Source organism: Acinetobacter indicus (assembly GCF_009914475.1).
GTDB lineage: Bacteria > Pseudomonadota > Gammaproteobacteria > Pseudomonadales > Moraxellaceae > Acinetobacter > Acinetobacter indicus.
Genome location: NZ_CP045198.1, coordinates 463553 through 489517, shown reverse-complemented (window position 1 = coordinate 489517; position 25965 = coordinate 463553). Strand labels below are relative to the sequence as shown.

At 47.0% G+C, this 25965-nt stretch carries 26 protein-coding genes; 10 read left to right on the top strand and 16 right to left on the bottom strand.

Annotation, left to right across the window (positions count from 1 at the left end; genetic code table 11):
* Positions 1–9 precede the first annotated feature (9 nt).
* The 10 genes from pdxJ to GA693_RS02780 form a co-directional block, all read right to left on the bottom strand.
* Entirely contained in the window at positions 10–735 is a 726-nt protein-coding gene (pdxJ, locus tag GA693_RS02825; protein WP_016660036.1) for a pyridoxine 5'-phosphate synthase, read from the bottom strand.
* 13 nt (positions 736–748) lie between these two features.
* The gene (recO, locus tag GA693_RS02820; RefSeq protein ID WP_016660035.1) at positions 749–1459 is read right to left on the bottom strand and encodes a DNA repair protein RecO; all 711 of its coding nucleotides are present in this window, start codon (positions 1457–1459) and stop codon (positions 749–751) included.
* 17 nt (positions 1460–1476) lie between these two features.
* On the bottom strand, positions 1477–1665 hold the full coding sequence (locus GA693_RS02815; RefSeq protein ID WP_005176688.1) for an NF038104 family lipoprotein: 189 nt from the start codon (positions 1663–1665) through the stop codon (positions 1477–1479).
* Positions 1666–1686: 21 nt separating this feature from the next.
* Entirely contained in the window at positions 1687–2715 is a 1029-nt protein-coding gene (era, locus tag GA693_RS02810; protein ID WP_016660033.1) for a GTPase Era, read from the bottom strand.
* Positions 2712–3413, bottom strand: a complete 702-nt coding sequence (rnc, locus tag GA693_RS02805; RefSeq protein ID WP_005176685.1) for a ribonuclease III — start codon at positions 3411–3413, stop codon at positions 2712–2714. The genes era and rnc overlap by 4 nt, the downstream gene beginning before the upstream one ends.
* On the bottom strand, positions 3385–3756 hold the full coding sequence (locus GA693_RS02800; protein WP_005176678.1) for a DUF4845 domain-containing protein: 372 nt from the start codon (positions 3754–3756) through the stop codon (positions 3385–3387). Before GA693_RS02800 ends, rnc begins: the two co-directional genes overlap by 29 nt.
* A 25-nt stretch (positions 3757–3781) precedes the next feature.
* The gene (lepB, locus tag GA693_RS02795; RefSeq protein WP_005176674.1) at positions 3782–4609 is read right to left on the bottom strand and encodes a signal peptidase I; all 828 of its coding nucleotides are present in this window, start codon (positions 4607–4609) and stop codon (positions 3782–3784) included.
* Between the two features lie 23 nt (positions 4610–4632).
* Complete coding sequence (gene lepA / locus GA693_RS02790; RefSeq protein ID WP_005176673.1) at positions 4633–6450, bottom strand: translation elongation factor 4; 1818 nt, start codon at positions 6448–6450, stop codon at positions 4633–4635.
* Between the two features lie 174 nt (positions 6451–6624).
* Positions 6625–7086, bottom strand: coding sequence for an acyl-CoA thioesterase (locus tag GA693_RS02785; protein ID WP_005176672.1), 462 nt, complete (start codon positions 7084–7086; stop codon positions 6625–6627).
* A gap of 117 nt (positions 7087–7203) precedes the next feature.
* The gene (locus tag GA693_RS02780) at positions 7204–8589 is read right to left on the bottom strand and encodes a Do family serine endopeptidase (RefSeq protein ID WP_005176671.1); all 1386 of its coding nucleotides are present in this window, start codon (positions 8587–8589) and stop codon (positions 7204–7206) included.
* A 228-nt stretch (positions 8590–8817) separates the two neighbouring features.
* On the opposite strand from GA693_RS02780, the gene nadB reads away from it, so the two are divergent.
* Positions 8818–10464 carry an L-aspartate oxidase gene (gene nadB, locus GA693_RS02775; protein ID WP_160241474.1) on the top strand — a complete coding sequence of 549 codons (1647 nt, stop codon included), beginning with the start codon at positions 8818–8820 and terminating at the stop codon, positions 10462–10464.
* A gap of 105 nt (positions 10465–10569) precedes the next feature.
* Here nadB and mtlD read toward each other — a convergent pair whose 3' ends face one another.
* The 5 genes from mtlD to pabC form a co-directional block, all read right to left on the bottom strand.
* Complete coding sequence (mtlD, locus tag GA693_RS02770; protein ID WP_160241475.1) at positions 10570–12714, bottom strand: bifunctional mannitol-1-phosphate dehydrogenase/phosphatase; 2145 nt, start codon at positions 12712–12714, stop codon at positions 10570–10572.
* Positions 12715–13082: 368 nt separating this feature from the next.
* On the bottom strand, positions 13083–13502 hold the full coding sequence (locus tag GA693_RS02765) for a PaaI family thioesterase (protein WP_045795123.1): 420 nt from the start codon (positions 13500–13502) through the stop codon (positions 13083–13085).
* 61 nt (positions 13503–13563) lie between these two features.
* A complete protein-coding gene (gene tmk / locus GA693_RS02760) occupies positions 13564–14175 on the bottom strand; it encodes a dTMP kinase (RefSeq protein WP_005176660.1) in 612 nt (203 codons plus the stop codon).
* A gap of 2 nt (positions 14176–14177) precedes the next feature.
* Positions 14178–15236, bottom strand: coding sequence for an endolytic transglycosylase MltG (gene mltG / locus GA693_RS02755; protein WP_160241476.1), 1059 nt, complete (start codon positions 15234–15236; stop codon positions 14178–14180).
* A 1-nt stretch (position 15237) separates the two neighbouring features.
* Positions 15238–16050 (bottom strand): aminodeoxychorismate lyase, encoded by an 813-nt coding sequence (gene pabC, locus GA693_RS02750; RefSeq protein ID WP_160241477.1) that lies wholly within the window; start codon positions 16048–16050, stop codon positions 15238–15240.
* Between the two features lie 161 nt (positions 16051–16211).
* Between pabC and GA693_RS02745 the strand changes: the two genes are divergently transcribed.
* From GA693_RS02745 to GA693_RS02715, 7 genes are all read left to right on the top strand, one after another.
* Positions 16212–17222, top strand: a complete 1011-nt coding sequence (locus GA693_RS02745; protein WP_016660022.1) for a sulfate ABC transporter substrate-binding protein — start codon at positions 16212–16214, stop codon at positions 17220–17222.
* 47 nt (positions 17223–17269) lie between these two features.
* Positions 17270–17875: an alpha/beta hydrolase gene (locus GA693_RS02740; RefSeq protein WP_005176655.1), complete on the top strand. Its 606-nt coding sequence runs from the start codon at positions 17270–17272 to the stop codon at positions 17873–17875.
* 83 nt (positions 17876–17958) lie between these two features.
* Positions 17959–18792, top strand: coding sequence for a sulfate ABC transporter permease subunit CysT (cysT, locus tag GA693_RS02735; RefSeq protein ID WP_005176654.1), 834 nt, complete (start codon positions 17959–17961; stop codon positions 18790–18792).
* On the top strand, positions 18789–19682 hold the full coding sequence (gene cysW, locus GA693_RS02730) for a sulfate ABC transporter permease subunit CysW (RefSeq protein ID WP_075167788.1): 894 nt from the start codon (positions 18789–18791) through the stop codon (positions 19680–19682). Before cysT ends, cysW begins: the two co-directional genes overlap by 4 nt.
* An 11-nt stretch (positions 19683–19693) precedes the next feature.
* Positions 19694–20755: a sulfate/molybdate ABC transporter ATP-binding protein gene (locus GA693_RS02725; RefSeq protein ID WP_005176652.1), complete on the top strand. Its 1062-nt coding sequence runs from the start codon at positions 19694–19696 to the stop codon at positions 20753–20755.
* 54 nt (positions 20756–20809) lie between these two features.
* Positions 20810–21733: a CysB family HTH-type transcriptional regulator gene (locus tag GA693_RS02720; protein WP_160241478.1), complete on the top strand. Its 924-nt coding sequence runs from the start codon at positions 20810–20812 to the stop codon at positions 21731–21733.
* 274 nt (positions 21734–22007) lie between these two features.
* Positions 22008–23222 (top strand): OmpP1/FadL family transporter, encoded by a 1215-nt coding sequence (locus GA693_RS02715; RefSeq protein ID WP_160241479.1) that lies wholly within the window; start codon positions 22008–22010, stop codon positions 23220–23222.
* A gap of 45 nt (positions 23223–23267) precedes the next feature.
* Here the strand turns inward: GA693_RS02715 and carO are convergent, their stop codons facing one another.
* Positions 23268–23996 carry an ornithine uptake porin CarO gene (carO, locus tag GA693_RS02710; RefSeq protein ID WP_160241480.1) on the bottom strand — a complete coding sequence of 243 codons (729 nt, stop codon included), beginning with the start codon at positions 23994–23996 and terminating at the stop codon, positions 23268–23270.
* Positions 23997–24299: 303 nt separating this feature from the next.
* Between carO and dapD the strand changes: the two genes are divergently transcribed.
* On the top strand, positions 24300–25121 hold the full coding sequence (gene dapD / locus GA693_RS02705) for a 2,3,4,5-tetrahydropyridine-2,6-dicarboxylate N-succinyltransferase (RefSeq protein ID WP_005176646.1): 822 nt from the start codon (positions 24300–24302) through the stop codon (positions 25119–25121).
* 95 nt (positions 25122–25216) lie between these two features.
* Complete coding sequence (queE, locus tag GA693_RS02700; protein ID WP_160241481.1) at positions 25217–25927, top strand: 7-carboxy-7-deazaguanine synthase QueE; 711 nt, start codon at positions 25217–25219, stop codon at positions 25925–25927.
* The last annotated feature ends 38 nt before the right edge of the window (positions 25928–25965 follow it).

The window sequence follows — 25965 nt, the reverse complement described above, 5'->3', positions numbered from 1 at the left end:
ACTTCAGGATTATCGTGCAGCTTTAATCGCTGCTTTCATTTGCTGTACAGCTTGGGCCAGACCCACAAACACCGCATCGGCAATGAGCGAGTGACCAATATTCAGTTCGTGAATTTGCGGAATTGCGGCAATCGGCGTCACGTTATCTAAATTCAGGCCATGGCCGGCATTCACCACCAGACCTTTGGCCGCGGCATATTCGGCACCTTTCACAATACGTTCCAGCTCAGCCTGCTGCGCCTCTGCGGTTTCAGCATCGGCGTAGGCACCGGTATGAATTTCAATGGTTGGTGCACCACAAGCAACTGCGGCATCAATCTGGGCAAAGTCAGCATCAATAAACAGGGATACATCACAACCCAGAACAGAGAGAGCCTGCGTTGCCGCTTTTACCGCCGCAAAATTACCGACCACATCCAGTCCACCTTCAGTGGTGACTTCCTGGCGTTTTTCCGGGACAAAGCAAACATGATGCGGTTTGATTTCTTTGGCGAACTCGACCATTTCATCAGTCACCGCCATTTCCAGATTCATGCGGGTTTTCAGCAATGGACGCATACGACGCACATCATCATCCTGAATATGACGACGATCTTCACGCAGATGCAAGGTAATACCCTCTGCACCAGCCTGTTCACAAATCAGTGCGGCATTGACCGGATCTGGGTAAGTGGTGCCACGTGCTTGTCGCAATGTTGCAACATGGTCAATATTTACACCAAGTAATGCAGCCATACTCTTTTCCTAATTACGATTGTGTTTGGGAGTTCTGTATCCACAATTGACGACTTTTTAACGGCCGATCTCCCAGCAGGGAGCTGATCATCTGCCGATATAATTTAGACAGTAATTGTAACTGTTCTGGATTAAAATCCCTACCCTTTTCATGGTCACGCATACTCAAAATCTGCGCGCCACTTAAACCAGAACGGGAAGCCTGCGCCGTTGGCATAAAGCCTTCATTTAATAAAAACTGGTACTGCTGCGTTGCACCAATCGGCTGCTGGTTGGCATCCACTTCAAAGTCGATGGCATAACCCAGTTCTTGCAGCAACACATGCTCAAACTGGCGCAGAATCTGTCTTAAAAAGCTGTTCGGCTGCGGATGGCTCGACAGCTGCTGCAATTGCTGCAAAGTCGTGGCATATTGCAGAAAAGTCTCGGGCATCTCGACTTCGAGCGGACACAGACGCAGCAAAATTTCATTCAGATAAAAACCGGAGAAAAAGGCATCGCCAAAGAAAAATACGGGCTGGTTGATAATTTCCAGTTTGGTAAAATTTTTCAGTTCAGATTTACCCGAGGCCTGCAGGCTAATCGGTTGATATTGTGGTGGCGGGGTTTGTCTTAAAATACCATCAATCCGCCCATATTCCTGGGTAAACAGATGCACAATATGACTACGCTCGCGGTATTTACGATGATGGATCAGGTAGCCATGCAAGACTTCATTACGCATGCGGGCAGGATATCAGCCTAATCATCTTTCTTTTTGCTTTCATCTTCTTCATCCCCATCGGGAATGACTGCACCGACCACAGCGGCCGTGCCTTTGACCACGCCTTTGGTGGTTTTATAGGCCACTTTAACCGGAACTGTAACCACCTTATGAATACAGCCCTGCAGCATGAACATGCAGGCTAAAATCACAGCAATTTTGGTCATTACAGTTCCTCGTTTCATGGCTTAGATATCGCTATATCCCAAGCTTTTTAATGCACGTTCATCATCTGACCAGCCACCTTTGACTTTCACCCAAAGCGTGAGCATGATTTTCTGTTCGAACATTTTTTCCATATCGACACGGGCATCCATCCCGATTTTTTTCAGCTTAGCACCTTTTTCACCAATCACAATGGCTTTTTGGCCCGGACGGTCTACGAAGATGGTGGCATCAATATAGGTACAAGCCGGTTTCATACGACCGGTTTTTTCATTTAAAGCCGGCTCTTCGGTTTTAAATGATTCAATCTGTACGGTTAAATCGTATGGCAACTCTTCACCGAGCTGACGCATGATTTTTTCACGAATAATTTCAGAGGCCAGGAAGCGCTCGGAACGGTCGGTAACCTGATCAAATGAATACAGCGGTGGCTGGAATGGCAGATATTGCTCAATGGTGTCACGCAGATGTTCCAGATTGGCACCACGCAGCGCAGATACCGGCACAATTTCTGCAAAGTTCATCAGCTTGGCGCGCTCCTGAATCAGCGGCAGCGCCTGATTTTTATTCTCGAAGGTATCCAGTTTATTGATCACCAGAATGACTGGCATGTCTGCATTTTTCAATTTCTCCAGTACGAGTTCATCGTTCTGGGTCCATTTTTGTGCATCGACAACGAATAATACCAGGTTCACATCACGCAGCGCCGAGTGCGCGGCACGGTTCATCATTTTGTTGATGGCACGCACTTCTTTTTTGTGCATCCCCGGGGTATCAACATAGACCGCCTGAGATTTTTCACGCGAATCAATCCCGACAATTTTATGGCGGGTGGTTTGCGGCTTACGTGAAGTAATAGACAGTTTTTGACCCAACAAGTGGTTCATCAGGGTAGATTTACCCACGTTTGGCCGGCCCACAATGGCCACAAATCCGCTACGGTAATCCGATGGAATTTCCTGACCTTGTGAACTGAAGAATTGATTGATTAAATCGTGGCTGTCGCTTTGCGACTCGTGATCAGCATCGTTGTGATCGGAATGGATTGTCATTGAGACGTTTGCTCCAAGAGTTTTAAAATTTCCGCGGCAACTGCCTGCTCGGCAAAGCGGCGGCTAGAACCTTCACCTTTCATTACCGGTAAAGCATCGACCCGGCATTCCACCTTGAAATGCTGGTTCGGGGCATCACCCTGAATATCTACAACCTCGTAAACTGGGAGAGGTTTTTTACGTGCTTGTAAATACTCTTGCAGGCGTGATTTTGGATCTTTGAGCTGATCGGTCGGCTCAATATGATCCAGATAAGGCACGTACCATTTTAACACAATCGTCTGTAGCAGGTTTAAATCCCCACAGTCGATATAAATCGCACCAATAATCGCCTCGACTGCATCTGCAAGTATAGACTCGCGATGATGACCGCCTGATTTCAATTCACCGGTACTGAGAATTAAATTTTGACTGAGTTTTAAATCATTGGCGATTTTACCCAGCGCTTCCTGACGCACCAGCGTTGCGCGCATACGGGTCAGCCGCCCTTCGTTTTCCTGCGGATAGGCGGTGTAGAGATAATTGGCAATAATCATCCCTAAAAGTGAATCGCCTAGAAATTCTAGGCGTTCATAGTTGTGTTTGTGACTGACCGAACGATGCGTCAGCGCCAGCTTGAGCAGATCCGGCTGTTTAAACTGGTATCCGATGCGGCTGGCCAAACGCGTTTCATTGAGCTTGGACTGAGCTTTGATCAAAACTTTTCTCGAATTTCATGACAATATCAATATTCAATAAGAACGGTTTTCTTATCTCATAGTCTTTCTTCACCTGTAGACCATCTACATTGGTGACCTGGGCAACATCCGCAAATTTAATATCACGAATGTTGTTCATACTTAAACGCTTATCCATTTCCCCAATGAATTTTTGCGGACTCAGGTTTTTGGGTCCATGAATCAACTGCTCTTTAATCTGGTTATCCAGCATTCGATCATCGAAATACGGTCCCCAAACCGCAACTGCAATTTTTGCCATAAAAGCAAAACCAATAATTGCAACCAGAATTGCAATATACGATGCCCCTTGTTGATGACGCATTTTGTTATTTTCCTAATGGATGATTTTAATCTATGCTGCCGTTTCGGCTAAAAGACGGCAATTTAAAACCAGGCTCTTTGTGCATCCAGATATAGACGGCACGGCCGGTCAGGTTTTCTTCAGGTACAAAACCCCAGAAACGGCTGTCAGCACTCTGATCGCGGTTATCCCCTAACGCGAAGTAATGACCTTCTGGAACTTTGACTTCCCAATATAAACCATTTGTAGAAGCATATTTACCATTTTCGACATAATTAATAAAGGGTGCCTGACGCGCCACGTTTACGCCTTCCAGTTCACGCATGGTAAAAGTATGCTTGCCTAAAGTTTCCTGATGGTAAATCGAGTTGGGTGTATCGAGGCTGTCTTTTTCACGGCTAAATTCCAGTGCAACTTTCTGCACCTTTTCGCCGTTAATGGTAAATTGGCCATGATCATAAACAATATGATCACCCGGCAAACCCACAATACGCTTAATGTAGCTAATGCTTGGTTGTGGCGGATAACGGAACACCGCCACATCACCGCGTTCTGGCGAACCGGTATCAATAATTTTGCTGTTGACGATTGGCAAACGCACGCCATAGTCAAATTTATTTACCAGAATAAAATCCCCGGTCTCCAGGGTTGGCACCATTGAATCTGACGGGATGTTAAACGGCTCATATAAAAACGAACGCAGCACCAGCACAACGGCCAGTACCGGCCAGAAGTCATACGCCCATGTGATAATGAAATTTTCATTGCCCCGCCCTTTGGTCTGTCTTTGCTTGAAGACAAATTTATCCAGCAACCACACAGCAATAAAAAACAGCGTGGCAGGAACGAGGATCAAATTAAAATCAAAATCCATGGGCGTTTATCCTTCTAATCTTATTAGCGTTCGACTTTTAATACAGCTAAGAACGCTTCTTGTGGGATTTCAACGCTACCCACTTGCTTCATACGTTTCTTACCTTCTTTCTGCTTGGCCAGCAGTTTCTTCTTACGCGACACGTCACCGCCATAACATTTGGCCAATACGTTCTTACGCATGGCTTTTACCGTTGAACGGGCAATAATTTGCGCCCCAATGGCCGCCTGAATTGCGACATCAAACATCTGACGCGGAATCAGGTCTTTCATTTTTTCAACCAGCGCAATACCACGGTGACGGGCATCCTGACGGTGACAGATCATTGCCAGCGCATCGACTTTTTCACCGTTAATCAAGACATCGACTTTCACCAGTGATGAACTTTCAAAACGCACGAAGTTGTAATCTAGTGATGCAAAACCACGTGAGCAGGATTTCAATTTATCAAAGAAATCCATCACCACTTCGGCCATTGGAATTTCAAAGGTAATTGATACCTGATTACTCATGAATTTCATATCTTTTTGCACACCACGACGCTCGATACACAAGGTCATGACGTTACCCAAGTATTCTTGCGGCACCAGAATATGACATTCGGCAATCGGTTCACGTAAGTCTTCAACGGTGGAACCGTCTGGCATTTTCGATGGACTGTCAATATATACGGTCTGGCCATTTTTCATTACGGCTTCATAAATAACCGTTGGCGCAGAAGAAATCAGGTCCAGATCGTATTCACGTTCTAAACGTTCCTGAACGATTTCCATGTGCAGCATACCAAGGAAGCCACAGCGGAAACCAAAACCAAGCGCATCTGAACTTTCCGGTTCGAAGAATAGCGCTGAGTCATTGATTTGCAGCTTTTGCAGTGCTTCACGGAACGGTTCAAAATCGCTGGCATCAATCGGGAACAGACCAGCATAGACCTGCGGTTTTACTTTTTTGAAGCCCGGTAACACTTCCACTTCTGGCGTGGTTGCCAAAGTAATGGTATCACCAACTGGTGCACCAAAAATGTCTTTAATGCCGGCAATCACGAAGCCGACTTCGCCCGCTTCCAGAATATCGGTTTCAGTATGTTTCGGATTGAAAATACCCACCGATGTAATGATGTGCGTTTGACCGGTTGATTTCATCAACATCTTGTCGCCTTTACGCACACGTCCCTGCTTCACACGCACCAGAGACACAACGCCCAGGTAGTTATCAAACCATGAGTCGACGATTAAAGCTTGCAATGGCGCATCACGATCACCGGTTGGTGCTGGAATGACATCGACCAGACGCTCTAACACACCCGCAATCCCCAGACCGGTTTTGGCTGAACAGGTCGGCGCATCGGTTGCTTCAATACCAATAATATCTTCAATTTCCTGAATCACACGTTCAGGCTCTGCTTGCGGCAGGTCAATTTTGTTCAGAATTGGTAAAACTTCCAGCCCTTGCTCAATCGCGGTATAGCAGTTGGCAACCGATTGTGCTTCTACGCCCTGGGCAGCATCAACCACCAGTAGTGCGCCTTCACACGCTGCCAGTGAACGTGAAACTTCATAAGAAAAGTCAACGTGTCCCGGGGTGTCAATGAAATTTAACTGGTATTCCTGACCATTCGGATGGGTATAGTACAAGGTCACCGAAGTCGCTTTAATGGTAATCCCACGTTCACGCTCAAGTTCCATTGAGTCCAGTACTTGCGCCTGCATTTCGCGATCCTGCAAACCGCCACAGGTCTGAATGAAACGATCCGCAAGGGTCGACTTGCCATGATCGATATGTGCAATGATCGAGAAGTTACGAATGTTTTTAATATCAACAGATTTTTTAGCTTGCGCCATGGGCTACCTTAAAAAATAACGCGCTATGCAAACCAGATTCAGTGCACAGCAAAAGCCGAATAGAAATTGCGAAGGATTATAGCAGATGGATTTTTTAAAGTATCCAAAATAATGCAAAGCTTTTCGGCCCGGCCGGTTTTAGATCATCCGATACAAACCGGCCAGTGACGATGCTTATGCCGGCTGTGGCGGATACTGGTTAAAATCCATCGGATTCAGATCGGCTGGAATAGGCTGATACGCCTGGGAAAAACTTGGCGACATGCGTTTTGGACGGCCGCTGTCAATTTCCACACAAGCCCATTTGGTCTGCGCGACAAACAGCACGCTCTGGTCCTGCGGACGATAAAACACATACTGGCGAAACAGGTACAGCGCATTAATTTCACTGAGCCAGGTTCTTAAAATCAGCTCTTCACCGGCAAATGCTGCCTTGCGATACTGCACATGATGCTCCACCGCCACCATGGCATGTTTCATTTCCAGAAACTGCGCCATGCCCAGGCCTAAGGTTTCAATATGGGCGCTGGCCACATCCTGCATCCACTGCACATAAACCACGTTGTTGACATGGCCCAGACTGTCAATATGCTCGGGTTGAACCTGAAGTTTTAAATCAAAAAATGTACTGCTCATGCTCTGTTACTGTACTGTGGTATCGGCTATTGAGGCCCCTAGTCTACTGAAAATTGGCCCTGGATAAATTGAAAAATAAAAAAACCACAGCAGGCTGTGGTTTTTAACTGGCTCAGATCAGGAAATTCGCATGCCGACAATAGCACGTTGTCCCTGACGGATTAAGGTCACACGCGCCACGCTGCCCTTTTTCAGCTGCGAAACCGCCTGAACAAAGCTGTTGCTGTCGGTGACTGGGCTATTGTTCAGCTGTACGATGACATCACCCGGTAAAATTCGCGACTGCGCTGCAATACTGCCCGGACGGACTTCCTGAATCAGCACGCCGCCTTTAATTTCCAGCTGACGCATTTCTGCTGCTGACAGGTTCCGGATTGCGACCCCAAGTACCGGGCCTTTATTCTGGCTTGGCGTAACATTGCTCTTGGCCGGGGTATCATCCGGTGCAGTACTTAAAGTAGCCGAGATATTCCGGCGACGGTCATCGCGTAAAACTTCCAGCTGGATGGTCTGTTTAGGTGCAGTACGGTTCAGATAATTGAGTAATTCGCTGGTGCGCGAAATTGGGGTACCGTTGTATTTTAAGATCACATCACCCGCACGCAAGCCGGCTTTGGCGGCTGGAGAATCCGGTGCCACCTGGGTAATTAAGGACCCTTCCGGTTTATCCAGTCGATACGATTCTGCCAGCGTCCGGTCAATATCCTGCAGGCTCACACCTAAATAGGAACGGGTGACTTTACCATGCTGTTTTAACTGGTCTGCCACTTCCATGGCGACATCAATCGGAATCGAGAAAGACAGGCCCATATAGCCGCCCGTTCCACTAAAGATGCGCGAGTTGACCCCAACCACTTCACCGCGCTGGTTAAATAGCGGTCCACCCGAGTTACCCGGGTTTAAGGCAACGTCAGTCTGAATAAACGGTACCGAGGTTTCCCCCATCATGTTACGCATTTTGGCGCTGACAATACCGGCAGAGGCGGAATAGTCAAAACCGAATGGTGAACCAATCGCCAGCACCGGCTCACCAACTTTCAGGCGATCAACATTACCGGTACGCAGTTCAGGGAAATTGCTGCCAGATACTTTCAGCAAGGCCACATCGGTCCGCTCATCACTGCCGACCACGGTGGCATCAATTTCACGGCGATCATTCAGAACAATGGTGACTTTGGAGGCATTTTCAATCACATGGTGGTTAGTGAGCAGGTAGCCATCTTTGCTGATAAAGAAGGCACTGCCATAACCGGTTTTTTCCTGTGGCGCCTGACGCTGCGGAATCACCACCCCATCGCCAAAGAAACGGCGTAACAGTTCCGGAACCTGTTGTTGTAACAGCTCTTCCTGGCTTAAACGTTTGACCACATTGACACTGACAACACCGGGGCTGACCTGTTCAACCAGGTTGGAAAAATCTACTGAAGTAGAGGCCTGTGCTTGAACAGATGCCATAGTGAACACAGCTGCATAGAGACCCTTCTGTAAGTAGCGATTATTCATATATAGCATTCACTCAATTTGTTTATAAAAATGTGATGTTCTGTTTTTAACATAACGCTTTTTAAGATTTCGTAATAATATGTTCAATTCCTCAACAGGATACAAGTGCTTGCGCCATTTTTTATAAAATGGAGTTTTATTGCTTTTTCTCATCATTAATAAGCATCTTGACCCTTGCCTTTTGTTTTAAAAAGCGTTGTCATTACCAGACTTTTTTCAAATTAGCTGATGGACATGTCTAATTTACATGCAACTCATCATTTTGATGTGATCATTGTGGGTAGTGGCGGCGCAGGTTTAAGTCTGGCACTGTCATTACCAGCTCATTTTAAAATTGCCGTGCTGGCCAAGTCGGCCCTGACTGATGCCAGCACCTTTTATGCCCAAGGTGGGGTCGCAGCCGTACTGGATGAAACCGACTCTATTCAACAGCATATAGATGACACAATGATTGCAGGCGCGCATTTATGTGAACTGAATGCCGTGCAACAAACTGTAGAGGGCGGTAAACCTTCGGTCGATTTCCTGCTTGAACATGGCGTTCAATTTACCCTCGATGAACAGGAACAACTGCATTTAACCCGTGAAGGCGGCCACTCCCAGCGCCGGATCATTCACGCAGCAGATGCCACGGGACGTGCCATTTCAACGACACTGGTCCAGCGGGCCAGAGAAAAACAGAATATCCAGATTTTTGAAAACTTTGTTGCCATTGACCTGATTACCACACAGAAACTCGGTCAAACCGGTAACAATCGTGCATTGGGCCTGTATGCCCTGGATGAAAACACCGACCAGATTGATACCTTCCTGGCGCCCTTTACCGCCCTAGCCTGCGGCGGTGCCATGAAAGCCTATCTGTACACCTCTAACCCGGATATTGCCACCGGTGACGGGATTGCCATGGCCTACCGCGCCGGTTGCCGCGTCGCCAATATGGAATTTAACCAGTTCCATCCGACCTGCTTATACCATCCGCAAGCCCGTTCCTTCTTGATTACCGAAGCCATGCGTGGCGAAGGTGCCTATTTACGCCTGCCAGATGGGGAACGCTTTATGCTACGTTTCGATGAGCGTGCCGAACTGGCGCCACGTGATATTGTGGCACGTGCGATTGACTTTGAAATCAAGCGTCTGGGGATTCGTCATGTCTGGCTAGACATCACCCATAAACCGGCCGAATTTGTTAAAGAACACTTCCCGACCCTGTATGCGCGTTTACTGGAACTGGGCATCGACATCACCACAGACATGATTCCGGTGGTCCCGGCGGCGCATTATACCTGTGGCGGTGTAGTGGTTGATGAACACAGCCAGACCGATATTGCTGGCCTGTATGCCATTGGGGAAACCTCATATACCGGCCTGCATGGTGCTAACCGTATGGCCAGTAACTCACTTTTAGAATGTTTTGTATATGGCATGAGTGCCGCTGAACACATTCAGGCTGAATTCAAGCCCGATTATCAATCACCAAATGTGCCGGCCTGGGATGATTCTCAAGTGACCCATCCCGATGAAGATGTGGTAATTCTACAAAACTGGGATGAACTGCGCGCCACCATGTGGAACTACGTCGGAATTGTCCGCACCACCAAGCGTTTGCAACGTGCCCTGCACCGTATTGAAATGCTGAAACGTGAAATTACCGAGTATTATCAGGACTACAAAGTCAGTAAAAACCTGATTGAACTGCGTAATCTGGTGCTGGTTTCAGAAATGATTGTGCGCTGTGCCATGCAGCGTAAAGAATCGCGTGGCCTGCATTACACCCTAGATTATCCAGAACTGGCAGATGAGCTGCGTAAAACTGTCCTCACGCCGCCAAACTTCCAGGTAGAAACGCCATTGGTGAATGAGGATGTGCCGGCTTAAAACGCTTATGCCATCTTCAGTTCTGAAAGATAAAAAACCGAATCGCAGGATGTGATTCGGTTTTTTATTGGGATCAGCCAAAAATGGTTTCAGCCGGATGGTTCCTCAAGTTGAAGCATATTGCGCTGCACTCGAGGTTGGCTTTAATAATGGCAACTGCTCAGGTTCTAGCACTCCGGACAGCAATTGCGGCAGATAGGTCTGCACATAATTACGTAAAGTCAGTGCCACTTGTGCCGAGAAATGTGGCTGCTGCAATTGTGTCTGTAAATGTGCCAAAGCCTGCGCCTCGGTCAGCTGATGGGTTTGCACCGCATAGACATAGCCCAATAAAGCACCTTGTGCCAAAAACTGATACGGCAACCCGGCCTGGGCATTGCTGGCAATTGAACCTAACACCCGCTCGGATGCACTGAGCTTGCGTAGCGGATCACGCGCCACCCGCGCACATGGGTCTTTATAGGCATGGACACAGGAGTTTGCAAAACTTTGTGCCAGTGCATGTAGATCTTTCTGTCGGTGTGGTAACACCACCGCCAGTCCCTGCTGAACCTGCTGCAACAACTGCTGCATGAACTGTTCAATCTGCGGGTCGGCCAGAGCCACACCAATGGTTTGATGACCACGCAGGCTGGCATACCAGGCAAGCATGGCATGCACCCCGTTCCAGAGCCGGTTTTTAATCAGCTGGATTTCACTGATGTCTTCGACCAGAATCATCTGCCGCATTTTTTGTAGTAACGGGCTGGCATTTTCTACATAAATTGGCATGTCAATTTCTGCATTAAACAGAATGAGATCCATCGTTTGCAGAATATGACTCGGCTGGAAATTACGGCGCAAATCTTCCACATACAGGCTGGCCTGACGTTCCTGCTCCGGCTGCAAACGGGTGTTATCCTCAATTTCAACCGGCTCGGCTTCATCTTCCGTTTGCGACTGCTTGAAGATGTTGTATTTAATCCGTAGCTGGCGGTACAGGTTCTGGTCAGTCAGTTTGGATACCATACGGTTGACCACGGTATCGCAGAAATAATGCTGCGCTAAAATGGCTTGTGCGGTCTGCACATCACTTAAGGCCACCAGGGCTTTACGGATATGCTCCAGCAATAACTGCTTGGCACCGACTTTATTTAAAATAATCAGCACGGTTAAAGGCGCAGCCGGCTGGTCCTGATGGGCCAGATAACGTGCATACAGGCCTTGCGCAATCACCTCAGCTTCGCTGCTCAGCGCTTTTTCTGGCAGACATAAGGCAATCAAGCTGGATTCAATATACATTTCCTGCATGTGCTGCAGGTTATCTGCATCAATAATGCTCATGTTTTCAATACGTTCATCATAGGACATTTGCCCATAACGAATGCAATAGGTGCCAAAAGCATTCACCGCAGAGCGATACAGCTGGTTACGGGTAGAAGCGTAAATCCGTTTCGGACGGGTATAACCATCCCAATGCGATAATACCTGCGCCAGATAACCGCCACCAATCGCACCAAAACCATGGATTCCGACAGTTAGCTGGTTCAAGGTTTGTGGAAAGGCTTCCTGCAGGCTGGGCATGCCCAAGGCCGGAATATACAGGTTTAAATCTTCCAGATAATCTTCCATGCTTTCATAGTAGTAATGCGCCTTAGACAGCATCTGTTCATTTGGTGCTTTAATGTCCCGCAGCAGCACGGTAATGCCCTGCGCTGCATAGGCCGAGGTCACACCATTGTCTGAATCTTCAAACATGAAACAGTCACTGGCGGAGAGATTCAGCTTTTGCGCAGCGGTCAGGAAAATTTCCGGATGCGGTTTGCCACGTTGGACTTCATCTCCGCACACCAGTACATCAAAAAATTTATAGACATTGGCATTAATTAAATATTCTTCGGCAATGGCACGGCGACTGGACGTCGCCACTGCCATGCGCAGCCCGGATTTACGCAAGCGCTCCAGCACCTGTAGCAAACCGGTTTTAATCGGCACGCCAAACTGACGCACACTTTCCAGTTCCAGCTCATCGGCACGCTGGCGAATTTCGGTATAGGGAATATCTTCACCATATTCAGCCTGTGCCAGCTGTTTGGCACTCCGCGCACTCAAGCCCAGACAACCCATTAAATAGTCATCGCTGAACTCGACTCCAATCAATTCCCGAGATGCCTGTTTCAAGGTTTGAAACCGTAAACGCTCAGTATCAAACATTGTGCCATCCATATCGAAAATTGCGCCCTGGATCATTTTATTTTTAAATTTAAGCATTTCCCCCCTCATTTGATCATTTTTCAACAGGCCTAGAGCCTAGAGCAATTTTTGAGGGAACAACACCTTAGACAAAGAATGAAATATTTAAGGTTAAAAATTAACCACCTGATTGGAGTAAGATTTAAGATATGTAACTTTGAGTAATTAATAAGTAACATCATGTAAATCAATAAAGCGATTTTGCTGAAATATAAGGATAAGTTTTAAATAATTCGGAGGGTGCTTTTCGGCGAATTAAATAGGCTTCAAAAAATAAAAAGCTGGAAGCATCAGATTGGCGAAGAAACTGAAGCAAGCAAAATTAAGACGAGTAAGAAAAGGATAAAATCAAGCGAGCCAGATCAAAAGAACAAGTGACCTGAGAATCAAGCCACTTGGGGTGGAATGGAATAGGTTCCGGTCACATGCGCCACCGGTTCCTCCTGCCCGACTGAATAAATCCAGACTTCACCCACGGCCAAACTTTTACCCAGTTTCATGAGCCGGCATTCCGCCCGCAGGTTTTGCCCACCGGCCGGTTTGCGTAAAAAATTGATATTCAGGTTGGTGGTGACCGCCAACCCGACAATCCCAATCTGGCCCAGAATGGCTACATATAAAGCCAGATCTGCAGCCGTCATCATGGTCGGACCAGAGATCGTGCCACCCGGACGTAATTCACTTTCCCCAACCCGATAGGTCAAGCAGGCACCCATTGGCGTGACCGCATCAATCTCACATTTTTCCAGACTCTGGGGAAATTCTTGTTGTAAAAATTCAATAATTTCAGCACGGTTACTTTTCATTGTGATCAAAAAATCCTCTATCATCACGCTACTATAGAAGATTTTTAGTCTTGACCCAAATTTAAGCAGCGACTGTCTGTAAATATTTGAGCGCCTCGGCAAAGACCAGATCCGGACTTTGGGTGGCATCTAAACGTTTAATCCGTTCTGGTTCTGCCTGCCACAACTCCTGATAACCAGCACGCACCTTTTCAAAAAAGGTGACTTTTTCCTGTTCAAAACGGTCCAGCGCACCACGTTCACGCGCACGGGACATGCCCAGTTCAATCGGTGCATCCAGCCAGAAAGTCAGAGCCGGCATGTGCGAAACAAAATTCTGGTTCAGCAATTGCAACTTTTCCCGGCTTAGGCCACGCCCAGCACACTGATAGGCAAAGCTGGCATCAGTAAAGCGGTCACAGAGTACCGTTTTGCCAGCTGCCAGTGCAGGCAGAATCACCTGCGCCAGATGCTGGGCGCGCGCTGCGTACATCAGCAGTAATTCAGTATCATTACACATCTGCTCGTCATGATTGACTGAAAGCAGCAGACTGCGAATCTGCTCGGCCATCGGGGTGCCACCCGGTTCACGGGTTAGCACTACTTCACTGCCTTGAGCCTGCAAATGTTCATAAATACGACGGATGAGCGTGGTTTTACCTACCCCTTCGGTGCCTTCAAAGCTAATAAACATGCTCACTCCTTGTTCTTCGCACGAATGACCGCCAGATATTCCTGAACTGCGCGGTTATGATCTTGCAGATTGGTACTGAATTTATGTCCGCCATCACCGGTGGCGACAAAATAGAGATTGTCGGAATCATCCGGATGCATTGCTGCTTCAATCGCGCGTTTGCTTGGCAGTGCAATTGGTGTTGGCGGCAAACCATAGATGGTATAGGTATTGTACGGCGTTGGGGTACGTAAATCCTTACGGGTAATATTGCCCTGATATTTGTCGCCCATCCCGTAAATGACGGTCGGGTCAGTTTGTAAACGCATACCAATCTTTAAACGGCGCACAAATACGCCGGAGACCTGACGCAGTTCGCTATCGACATGGGTTTCTTTTTCAATAATCGACGCCATCACCAGCGCTTCATATTTATTCTTGTACGGTAAATCTGGTGCACGATTGGCCCAGGCTTCATCCAGTGCTTTCATCTGACGCTGATACAAATCGGTCAGAATTTTACGGTCCGATTCGCCCTTGGCAAAGAAATAGGTATCTGGCGCAAACAGGCCTTCCGGATGCTCAAATGGAATATTCAGCGCTTTTAACAACTGATCGGTCGGCAGATGGCTGACTTCTTTGCTCACCAGCTCATCGTTTTGCAGACGCTGCACCAATTGTTTAAAGGTGGTGCCTTCAATGACCAGAATCCGGTTCATCTGCGCATTTTCCGCATTGGAGATCATTTCCATGACTTCACGGATGCTCATGCCCTGCTGGATTTCATAAACCCCGGCTTTCATCGAATCATGAATCATGATTTTCTGATACAGCTTCAGAATAATCGGAAAACTGACCTGATCATTTTTTTCCAGACGATCAATAAAACCGGAATAGGTATCGCCATCGCCAATGGCCAGTAATTCTTTCTGGCCTTTTACCGGATAGTCTTTAAACAGGCTGGACCAGAGGATGACTACGACAATGAGGAGTACGCCCAGTAACAGGGTTAAAATACCTTTAATCGGCAATGGGGAACGAGGCTTGTTTTTCTTTTTCGTTTTAGAGCGGGATGAAGACATATTAATGCATCTGATTCAATTGAAGACGATTAAACAGTTCAATACAGGCTTGAACATCTAAAAGGCGTGCATCGAGCTGGATCACGATTTTCATCGGACTGAGCGCATTACAGAAAAACAGACTCTGGAACTGCGCAATTTCTTCCATATCGACATAACGCTGGCGACAGGAAATGCCGTGCTGCTGCATACGGGCCAGAATTTCAGCCCGCATCACGCCGTGGACGCCATTATAACGAAGTTCCGGCGTAATCCATTCATTGTTTATAAGAATGAAACAATTACTGCTCACCCCTTCAACAACCGAGCCTTGCACATCAGTCACTAAGGCTTCCGGCCAGCCCTGTGCATCGGCTTCTTTTTTCAGTATCACCTGTTCTAAACGGTTCAGGCTTTTGATGCCGACCAGATGTGGCATACTCAGCCCCATCGCTTGTTTCAACACACCACTGGCGATTTTTTCATAGTGAAAATCATCCACTGCTTTGGGATAAAAGAAGACCCAGACATCAGCCTCTTGTGCGGGCAGGCTATAACCGCGCTGTCCATCTCCCCGGCTGATGATGATTTTTAAAGTGCCATTGACCTGCGGATAGCGCTGCTGCAGCTGTTGAATCGACTGCTGGATAAACGCCAGATTGGCATGTAAATACAAATGCTCACAGCCGCGTTGTAGCCGCAGCAAATGTAAGGCCTCCAGTTCAATCTGGCCATTGCGGATGCGCGCGGTACTAAAGCAGCCATCGCCATAATGAAAGGCACGGTCCAGCACTGAAACGGCCGATATTTCCTCAGCATTCTTAAAACATTGCATACAACAAGTATCCATTTGAGCTGGCTTTAGTGTAAGAATGGAAGATCTATTTATATTTCTTTTTTATTCATATAAAATTCATTTTTTATTATTTTTTTAGGAATAAGACTAGCGCTATTCTTGCCTCATGTTACAAAAAAGCGAAAAATTTGAGGTTAGTCATGAGTTTTACAAAATTAAAAATTGGGGTACTGGCCGCATTAATTTCGGCATCCTCCTTTGGTGTTGCTGCAAAAGATTTTCTGAACGTGTCGTATGACCCGACCCGTGAATTATATGATGATGTGAATAAACAGTTCGGCAAATACTGGGAAAGCCGGACCGGACAAAAAATTAATTTTAAACAGTCGCATGGCGGTTCAGGCAAGCAGGCCCGTGCCGTGATTGATGGCCTGAGTGCCGATGTGGTGACACTGGCTTTGGCCGCCGATATTGATGTAATTGCGGAAAAAGCCAAACTGTTTCCGGCAGACTGGCAAAAGAAATTACCACATAACTCGACACCTTATACCTCGACCATTGTATTTTTAGTGCGTAAAGGCAACCCGAAAGGCATTCAGGACTGGGGCGATCTGGTCAAGCCGGGTGTGGGCATTATTACCCCGAACCCGAAAACCTCAGGCGGTGCACGCTGGAACTATCTGGCCGCCTGGGCTTGGGCTAAACATCAGCCGGGTGGCAATGATCAAAGCGCACAGGAATTTGTACGTAAAATTTATAAAAACACCAAAGTTCTGGATTCGGGCGCCCGTGGTTCAACCACCACGTTTGCCGAGCGTGGCATTGGTGATGTGCTGCTGGCCTGGGAAAATGAAGCGCACTTAGCCATTCGTGAGCAGCCGGGTAAATTTGAAATTATTACCCCTAGCCTGTCGGTACTGGCAGAACCGCCGGTGGCCATTGTTGAGAAAAATGCCGAAAAACACGGCAACAAATATTTGGCCCAAGGCTATTTAAACTTCCTGTATTCCCCACTCGGACAGGATTTAGCCGGCAAACATTATTATCGTCCACGTAGCGAAGCAGCATTAAAGAAATACAGCCAGGTCTTTAAGCCGTTAAAGCTGGTCACGGTAGATCAGGAATTTGGGGGCTGGGCCAAAGTCCAGTCTGCACATTTTGAAAATGGCGGTATTTTCGACCAGATCGTAAAAGCCAATAGCGCTAAATAATTCAGCTGTAGCATCAGCAACTGTAAGGTAAGCAAAGGAGCATCGACATGATTCATACCGTAATTGTTCCGGGCGTAGGTGGCAGTGAATATAGCCACTGGCAATCCTGGTTACAACGACAGCTCATGTCCTGCTCCCGCGTCGAGCAGCAGGACTGGAATGCCCCGGTACTCGAAACCTGGGTAGAACAGTTCCGAAGCACCGTGGCGGCGATTGATGCACCGCTGCAAATTGTGGCGCATAGCTTTGGCTGTTTGACTACCGTAGCCGCTCTGGCGCAATACCCGGCGCTGCAACGCAAGGTCAAGAATCTGGTACTGGTGGCACCGGCCAACCCGGGCCGTTTTGGTGAAGCCGGTTTTGCCCGTGACAGCCAGCATGACTATCAGGACTATTTTCATCAGCTGCAAGTGCAGGTTCCCGCCAGCATGCTGATCAGTGAAAATGATCCCTGGTTAAATGCCGAACATGCACTGGAACTGGCGCAGTCCTGGCAATTAGAACCGGTAAGCTTGGGCCATGTCGGGCATATTAATGTCGCCTCTGGTTTTGGTCCTTTTCCTGAACTCTGGAATTACCTGATTTCAGAAAAGGCTATGCAGCATATCAGTATTACTGATGACAGCAAGTATTTATTTAAATTTGCAATTTAACCCTCGCAAATTATGCTTGTGCCGAAATTTATTTATTTTTCGCTGGCTGATTTCAGCCCGCATTCTCTCTTTGAGGAGTAATCATGTCGCAGCGGTCCCGAGTGCTGCCAGGATTTGGTCTTTCTCTAGGCTTTACCCTAGCGTATTTATCATTAATCGTTCTGATTCCTTTGTCTGCCGTATTTTTAAAATCGCTGGACATTGGCTGGGAAGGTTTATGGGAAATTTTAAGTTCTGAACGTATCTTAAAATCTTTGCAGTTAAGTTTTAGTGCTGCGCTGATTGCAGCGCTGGTGAACGTCGTTTTTGGTTTATTGCTGGCCTGGTGTCTGGTGCGTTACCGCTTCCCGGGCAAACGCCTGATTGATGCGCTGGTCGATTTACCTTTTGCCTTACCGACCGCCGTGGCCGGTATTGCCCTGACCTCTTTATATGCACCGACCGGCTGGATTGGTCAGTATCTGGAACCTTTAGGCATTCAGGTGGCCTATACCCCAATCGGGATTACCCTGGCCCTGATCTTCATTGGTATTCCATTTGTGGTGCGTACCGTACAGCCGGTACTCAGCGATCTGGAAACCGAGCTGGAAGAAGCTGCATCTGCCTTGGGCGCAAACCGTCTGCAGATTGTTACCAAAGTGATTTTCCCGATTTTACTGCCGGCATTAATTACTGGTTTTGCCCTGGCCTTTGCCCGTGGCGTGGGTGAATATGGTTCGGTAATCTTCATTGCCGGGAACCAGCCTTTTGAAACTGAAATTGCCCCGCTGATGATTATCTCCCGTTTAGAAGAATATGATTATGCCGGTGCAACCACTATTGCGGTGGTGATGCTGCTGATTTCATTCGTGATGCTGTTCCTCATTAACTTGTTACAAGCATGGGCCAGCCGTCGTACAGGGAGAACAGCCCGATGAGTTTAAATACCAACAGCAATGCTTTGGCCGACAAGCTGCAATCGCGTGATGCCACCCGTGAACCGACCTGGGTACGCTACACCTTACTGGCCATTGCCCTGATTTTCTTCCTGAGCTGCCTGATTCTGCCGTTAATTCTGGTGTTCGTTGAAGCCTTTAAACAAGGCGTGGGCGTGTATACCCAGGCACTGGTACATCCAGATACCTTATCTGCAGTCAAACTGACCTTACTCACTGCAGCCATTGCCGTTCCACTCAACGTGGTGTTTGGTGTAGCCGCAGCCTGGTCGGTGGCCAAGTTTAACTTCCCGGGTAAATCGATTCTGACCACCATCATTGATTTGCCGTTCTCGGTCTCTCCGGTCATTGCCGGGATGATGCTGGTACTGATTTTTGGTACCCAGGGCTGGATGGGCAACTGGTTAATGGACAACGACATCAAGATTTTGTATGCGGTGCCAGCGATTGTCATTGCCACCATCTTTATTACCGTACCGTTTGTAGCACGTGAACTGATTCCGCTCATGGAAGCGCAAGGCACCGAAGAAGAAGAAGCGGCCATTGTACTGGGTGCATCTGGCTGGCAGACCTTCTGGAAAGTCACCTTGCCGAATATTAAATGGGGCCTGATTTACGGTGTCATTCTGTGTAATGCCCGGGCGATGGGTGAATTTGGTGCGGTCTCGGTCGTGTCTGGACACATTCGCGGTGAAACCAATACCTTGCCTTTACACGTTGAGATTCTCTATAACGAATATACCTTCAGTGCTGCGTTTGCGGTGTCATCCCTGCTGGCCCTACTGGCAATTGTGACCCTGATCCTGAAAACCTGGGTCGAAATCCGTCAGGAAAAGCAGGACAAACGTAATGAAGATTCAACAGTTTCTTAAGGAATGACCTCATGAGTATTCAAGTTAAAAATATTGAAAAACACTTTGGTGCATTCCATGCACTGAACAACATCTCCCTCGATTTTCCAGACGGCCAGCTGGTGGCTCTCCTAGGTCCATCGGGCTGTGGTAAAACCACCCTGCTGCGGATTATTGCCGGTTTGGAATCTGCCGATGGTGGTCAGGTGATTCTGGAAGGTCAGGATGCCACCGATGTTCACGTGCGTGAGCGTCAGGTCGGTTTCGTCTTCCAGCATTATGCGCTGTTCCGTCACATGACCGTTTTTGACAACATTGCCTTTGGTTTACGTGTACGTCCGCGTGCCACTCGTCCATCGGAAGCTGAAATTAAAAAACGCGTGACCCGCCTGCTTGATCTGGTACAACTCGGCTTTCTGGCCGACCGTTATCCGGCGCAATTGTCTGGCGGTCAGCGTCAGCGTATTGCCCTGGCGCGTGCCTTAGCCGTTGAACCACGTGTCCTGCTGCTGGATGAACCGTTTGGTGCGCTGGATGCCAAAGTGCGTAAAGAACTACGCCGCTGGTTACGTACCCTGCATGATGAATTGCATATCACTTCAATTTTTGTTACCCATGATCAGGAAGAAGCCTTAGAAGTGGCGGATCAAATCGTGGTGATGAACAAAGGCAACATCGAGCAGATTGGTTCACCACGCGAAGTCTACGAAAAACCGGCGACGCCGTTTGTGTTTGACTTCCTGGGTCAGGCCAACCGTTTTGAAGGTCAGAACAGCAATGGCCTGATTCAGCTGGGTGAAGACCGTATTCAGCTGGCCAGCGCACAACAGGGGCCTCAGGGCGAGATCATTGCCTTTGCCCGCCCGGATGAGCTGACCATTCATGCCCAGCCACAGGACAATGCCATTCAGGCCACCTTCTTACGTGAAGTCTGGATTGCCGGTAAAGTGCTGGCAGAACTGAACGACCGTCAAGGGAACTTAATTGAAATTTCCCTCACCCCAGAAGAAGCACGCTTGCATCAGTTCCGTCCAAACCAGACCGTCTGGCTGACAGCAAGTCAATTACATTTATTTGAAAATCAAGTCGCTTAACCGCGCACCGATGGGGCATTTCAAGCCCCATCCTTTTTTGAGGGAAAAAAGGACATGAACTTCCAACAGCTCAGAATTATTCGAGAAACTGTGCGCCAGAACTTCAATTTAACCGAAGCCTCTGCGGCGCTGTACACCTCCCAGTCCGGGGTGAGCAAGCATATTAAAGACCTGGAAGATGAACTGGGTGTGCAACTGTTTATCCGTAAAGGCAAACGCCTGCTCGGTTTGACTGAACCTGGTCAGGCCCTACTCGGTATTGTTGAGCGCATGTTGGTGGATGCCGATAATATTAAACGTCTGGCCGATGATTTTAATAAAGTGGATGAAGGCACCCTAACCATTGCCACCACCCACACTCAGGCACGTTATGTACTCCCGCCGATTGTGAACCAGTTTAAAAAAGAATTTCCCAAGGTCCATCTGATTCTGCAACAGGCCAGTCCGGTTGAAATTACCGAGATGCTGCTACAAGGCGAAGCCGATATTGGTATTGCAACAGAATCCTTAACCACAGAAAGCAATCTAGCCAGTGTGCCTTACTATACCTGGCAGCACAGTATTATTACCCCGCAAAACCATCCGCTAGCCCATAAAGCCGAGATCAGCATTCAGGATTTGGCGGAATATCCGATTATTACCTACCACGGCGGTTTTACCGGCCGTTCTAAAATTGACAAAGCCTTTGAAGATGCCGGCATTGATGTTGATATCGTGATGTCTGCCCTGGACGCCGACGTCATTAAAACCTATGTCGAATTAGGCATGGGCGTGGGTGTAGTCAACAATGTGGCTTATGACCAGGAACGGGATTATCGTTTAAAGCAGATAGAAACCGATATGTTTGGCCTGAATACCACCTGGCTGGCGGTGCGTAAAGGACATTTACTACGTGGTTATGGCTATGAGTTTATTTCCCTGTGCTCACCTGAAGCCGATATTAAAGCCCTGAAAAAAGTCGCGTATCCAGAAGATTAAACACCCACAAAAAATGGAAATGAAGAGGATGGCATCAGCATCCTCTTTTTTATATCATTCCAGTTGATCCAGTAATCAGACTAGCCCAATCCATACTTCTTAAATTTTATACTAATGCTTATTTTGAACTACATTACAGCATCCCTAAAAAAATGGGATAAAGATCACTTAAACCTGTTTATTTTTTCAGCAAATTCAGTTTTAATAGCTAGATAATTTTTAAATATCAATACTTTATGAATTTATAATTTAACCAAAAATTAAAGGACAGCCAATGAAGGTCCATTTTTTCTGGGTGTCGATGAGCCTGCTTTTACCAGTGCAAGCTGTCTCTGCAGCAGCGCTGGAGCAGTCCGGACAATCCATGCATATTTTTTTCCAGCCCGATCATTATGCCGAAATCTCCCTGGTGCATTTAGAGGCCGATGTTGCAGGACAAGTCGAAAATCAGGCTGCACTGGCCGAGTTAGGGATTCATGATTATTCCACCGGCAACCTGGCACCCGATCAGCATTTTGTGCTCGGTGGTTTTAAACTGCAGCTGAATCCAGAGTTTTCCTTTGCCCTGCTTTATGATCAGCCCTTTGGTGTTAAGGTCAACTATAACTACAACCCGGATTTTTATGGTCAACCATTAGACGTCGAAGCTGCCGACATTCGCTTTAAAACAGAAAATATTAGCGCACTTATCGGGTATCATCCGGATACGCACTGGACTTTTTATGCAGGACTCAGTCATCAGTCTTTTCAGGGAAACCTAGAGCTTTGGGGACAAAACTATTATATTTTTCATGGCTATCAGGCCTATTTCCCTGAAGATGATGCCTGGGGTTGGCTGGCCGGGGTACGCTACCAGATTCCTGAATATGCCATGAGTGCGGCGTTCACTTATCGTTCGGCCATTCATCATCAGCTAGCGGTACAGGAACAGTCCCCACAAGGCCAATTGCAGATCGTGGCGGACCAGAATACCGCGGTTCGCACACCCGAATCGCTGAATCTGGATTTACACACCGGCATCAGTGCCAATAACCTGCTCTATGCGGGTATACGCTGGGTTAACTGGAAAGATTTTTATATACAACCGACTCAATTTGGCGCCGTGATTGATGCTTACGCAACATTCGTTCCTGAAATTAAAGACTTTAAATTAATTCATTATCAGAAAGATCAATGGTCGGCCAAACTGGGCGGGTTACATCGCTGGAATGCGCGCTGGATCAGTCAATTAGAACTGGGCTGGGACTCCGGGATTGGCAATCCGGCCTCGACCCTAAATCCGGCAGATGGGCACTATAGCCTCGGCGCAGGCCAGCTATTTTATTTTCGACCCGACAGTTTTATTGCTGCAGGGGTCTATTATTTAAAGTTTAAACAACCGCATATTCAACCCAGCGATTTTGCCGGTACTCAAATTTCCAGTCTAGCCTCGGTCAATCGGGACAATTATGCCTGGGTATATGGACTAAGATTTGGCCATCATTTCTAAGGGCATAAAAAAACGAGCCGAAGCTCGTTTTTTTATAGAAATGGCTTAGAAGCGGAAGCTTACACCCAGTTTCGCCACTGGTAACCACTCGTATTCATTGTCATTACGAATATTTCGCTCTTCACGCTCAACTTGATCACCAAAATCTGCAATAACGCCATCCGTACTTACAGCAGTACCTGAAGGAGTTAATTCAACTGTTGGGTTACCATTATAGTAGGCACCGATCTCACCAAATACACCCCAACGGTTAGTAATTGCTGGAGAGAAACCAATCCCTACATAAGGGGCAATATTATTTTTGTAAGACATTTTACCGTTAATACGAGCATCGCCTTCTGCACGGAATTCTACATCATTGACTCTAAAAGTTTCACCATCACGGATACGGCGATCAACTTCATAGTCATTATCAATATAAGCTACACCAGCTGCCATATAGAACCAGTTCGCCCATGGACGAATTTCAGCATTTAAATATGTCAGGTTATTATCCATATCTAGATCATATTTGGAGCCATTGATAGATAAGTCATCTGACCAGGAAATATCGCCGCCGTTATAACCTAAAGTTACACCTACGTATGGGTTTGCACTCCAAGAAATCGCACCACCATAACCTGTTGTACCAACTTCAGCACGAACTGCAGCGGGTTTAAAGAAAGAGAAAGTTGAAACACCTTCATCTGTCACGATTGTCTGATCTGCCGCCATTGCTGAACCTGCTGCTGTTGCAAGCACGGAAATGGCTAAAATTTTATGTAAAGATTTCATGTAATGTGCTCCTCAAAATAAAAACTTATTTTTCATGTTTAGTACTATTGTTGATAAGCACAATATAAAGAAGTTCCCGCACAGTTTTTATGCACATTTTGCTCATTTTTTGTTATTTTTTGATACAAGTCTATGTTTCTTTTTGAAAGATAACTCTTTTTTGAGGCGAAAGTTTAAGCAGATGTTTCTTATATTAAGTGAAAACATTTTTCTTTATTATTAATTTCGATCTTAGTGCCAATTTTCATCTAACCCGTGTTCAATTTAGTGTAAAATCTTGAAAATTTTTTTGGAAGGAAGATCATGTCTCAGCTTTCAACGATTATTGAACAAGCGTTTGAAGATCGTGCTAATTTCACCGCGGCAGACTGCCCGGCTGAAATCCGTCAGGCAGTAGAGGAAGCTATTGCTGGCTTAGATAACGGTACACTGCGTGTAGCGGAAAAAATTGACGGTGAATGGGTTGTACACCAATGGTTGAAAAAAGCCGTTTTGTTATCTTTTAAACTGAACGACAACAAACCAATTGAGTCATGTGATCTTCGTTTCTATGACAAAGTCGACACCAAATTCAAAGGCTGGACTGAAGAACAGTTTAAAGCGGCTGGCGTACGCGTAGTACCCCCTGCAGTTGCACGTAAAGGTTCGTTCCAGGCAAAAAATGTGGTGCTGATGCCATCGTATGTCAACATTGGTGCATACGTAGATGAAGGCACTATGGTCGACACTTGGGCCACTGTCGGTTCATGTGCACAAATTGGTAAAAATGTACACTTGTCTGGTGGTGTTGGTATTGGTGGTGTACTTGAGCCACTACAAGCCAATCCGACCATTATTGAAGATAACTGCTTCATCGGCGCACGTTCTGAAATCGTGGAAGGCGTGATTGTTGAAGAAGGTTCTGTGATTTCAATGGGCGTTTACATTGGTCAATCTACCAAGATTTATGACCGTGAAACTGGCGAAATCCACTACGGCCGTGTTCCTGCCGGTTCTGTAGTTGTTTCTGGTAGCCTGCCATCTAAATGCGGCACATACAGCTTATATGCTGCCATTATCGTGAAAAAAGTTGACGCGCAAACACGTGCGAAAACCAGCCTGAACGATTTATTACGCGAAGACTAATTTTTCTTTAGTTTAAGCGGAGCTATCGCTCCTCATCTCTACGGTTAGCAATGATCGTAGAGATTTTTGTTTTTCTACCCGGTGGTTAATTTGTTATGAGTACGCTTCGATCTTCCGCTATTCCTGTTTCTGATCCGTCTGCGGGTTTACGCATTACGGAGATCTTCTATTCATTACAAGGCGAAGCCAATACCTCAGGGCTGCCTACCGTATTTATCCGTTTAACCGGTTGTCCGCTGCGCTGTACTTATTGCGATACCACCTATTCTTTTGAAGGCGGCGAACGTCAGTCACTTGAAGCGATTATTCAGACCACGCTGGACTTTAACACACCATATGTCTGCGTGACAGGCGGTGAACCGCTGGCACAGCCGAATGCACTGCCTTTAATGCAGCGATTAGCAGATTTAGGCTGTGAAGTGTCCCTAGAAACCAGCGGTGCTTTAGATGTATCTAAGGTAGACCCGCGTGTTTCCAAAGTTTTAGATTTAAAAACCCCAACCTCGGGGGAAGTTGCACGAAATTTGCTTTCAAATCTGGACTATTTGACTGCGCATGATCAAATCAAGTTCGTAATTTGTAACCGTGAAGATTATGAATGGTCAAAGCAGCAAGTAGAGTTATATCAACTGCATAAAAAAGTCAGCACCGTCTGGTTTTCCCCTGCCTTTGAAGTTGAAAATGGTGCCGCACGCATGCCGCAACTGGCCCGTGATTTGGCCCGATGGATTTTAGAAGACCATCTCCCTGTTCGTTTTCAGCTACAGTTACACAAACTGCTGTGGAATGACGAAACTGGTCGTTAATCAGGCTGCTGTATAATTGCTCTGTTTGCAAAATTAAG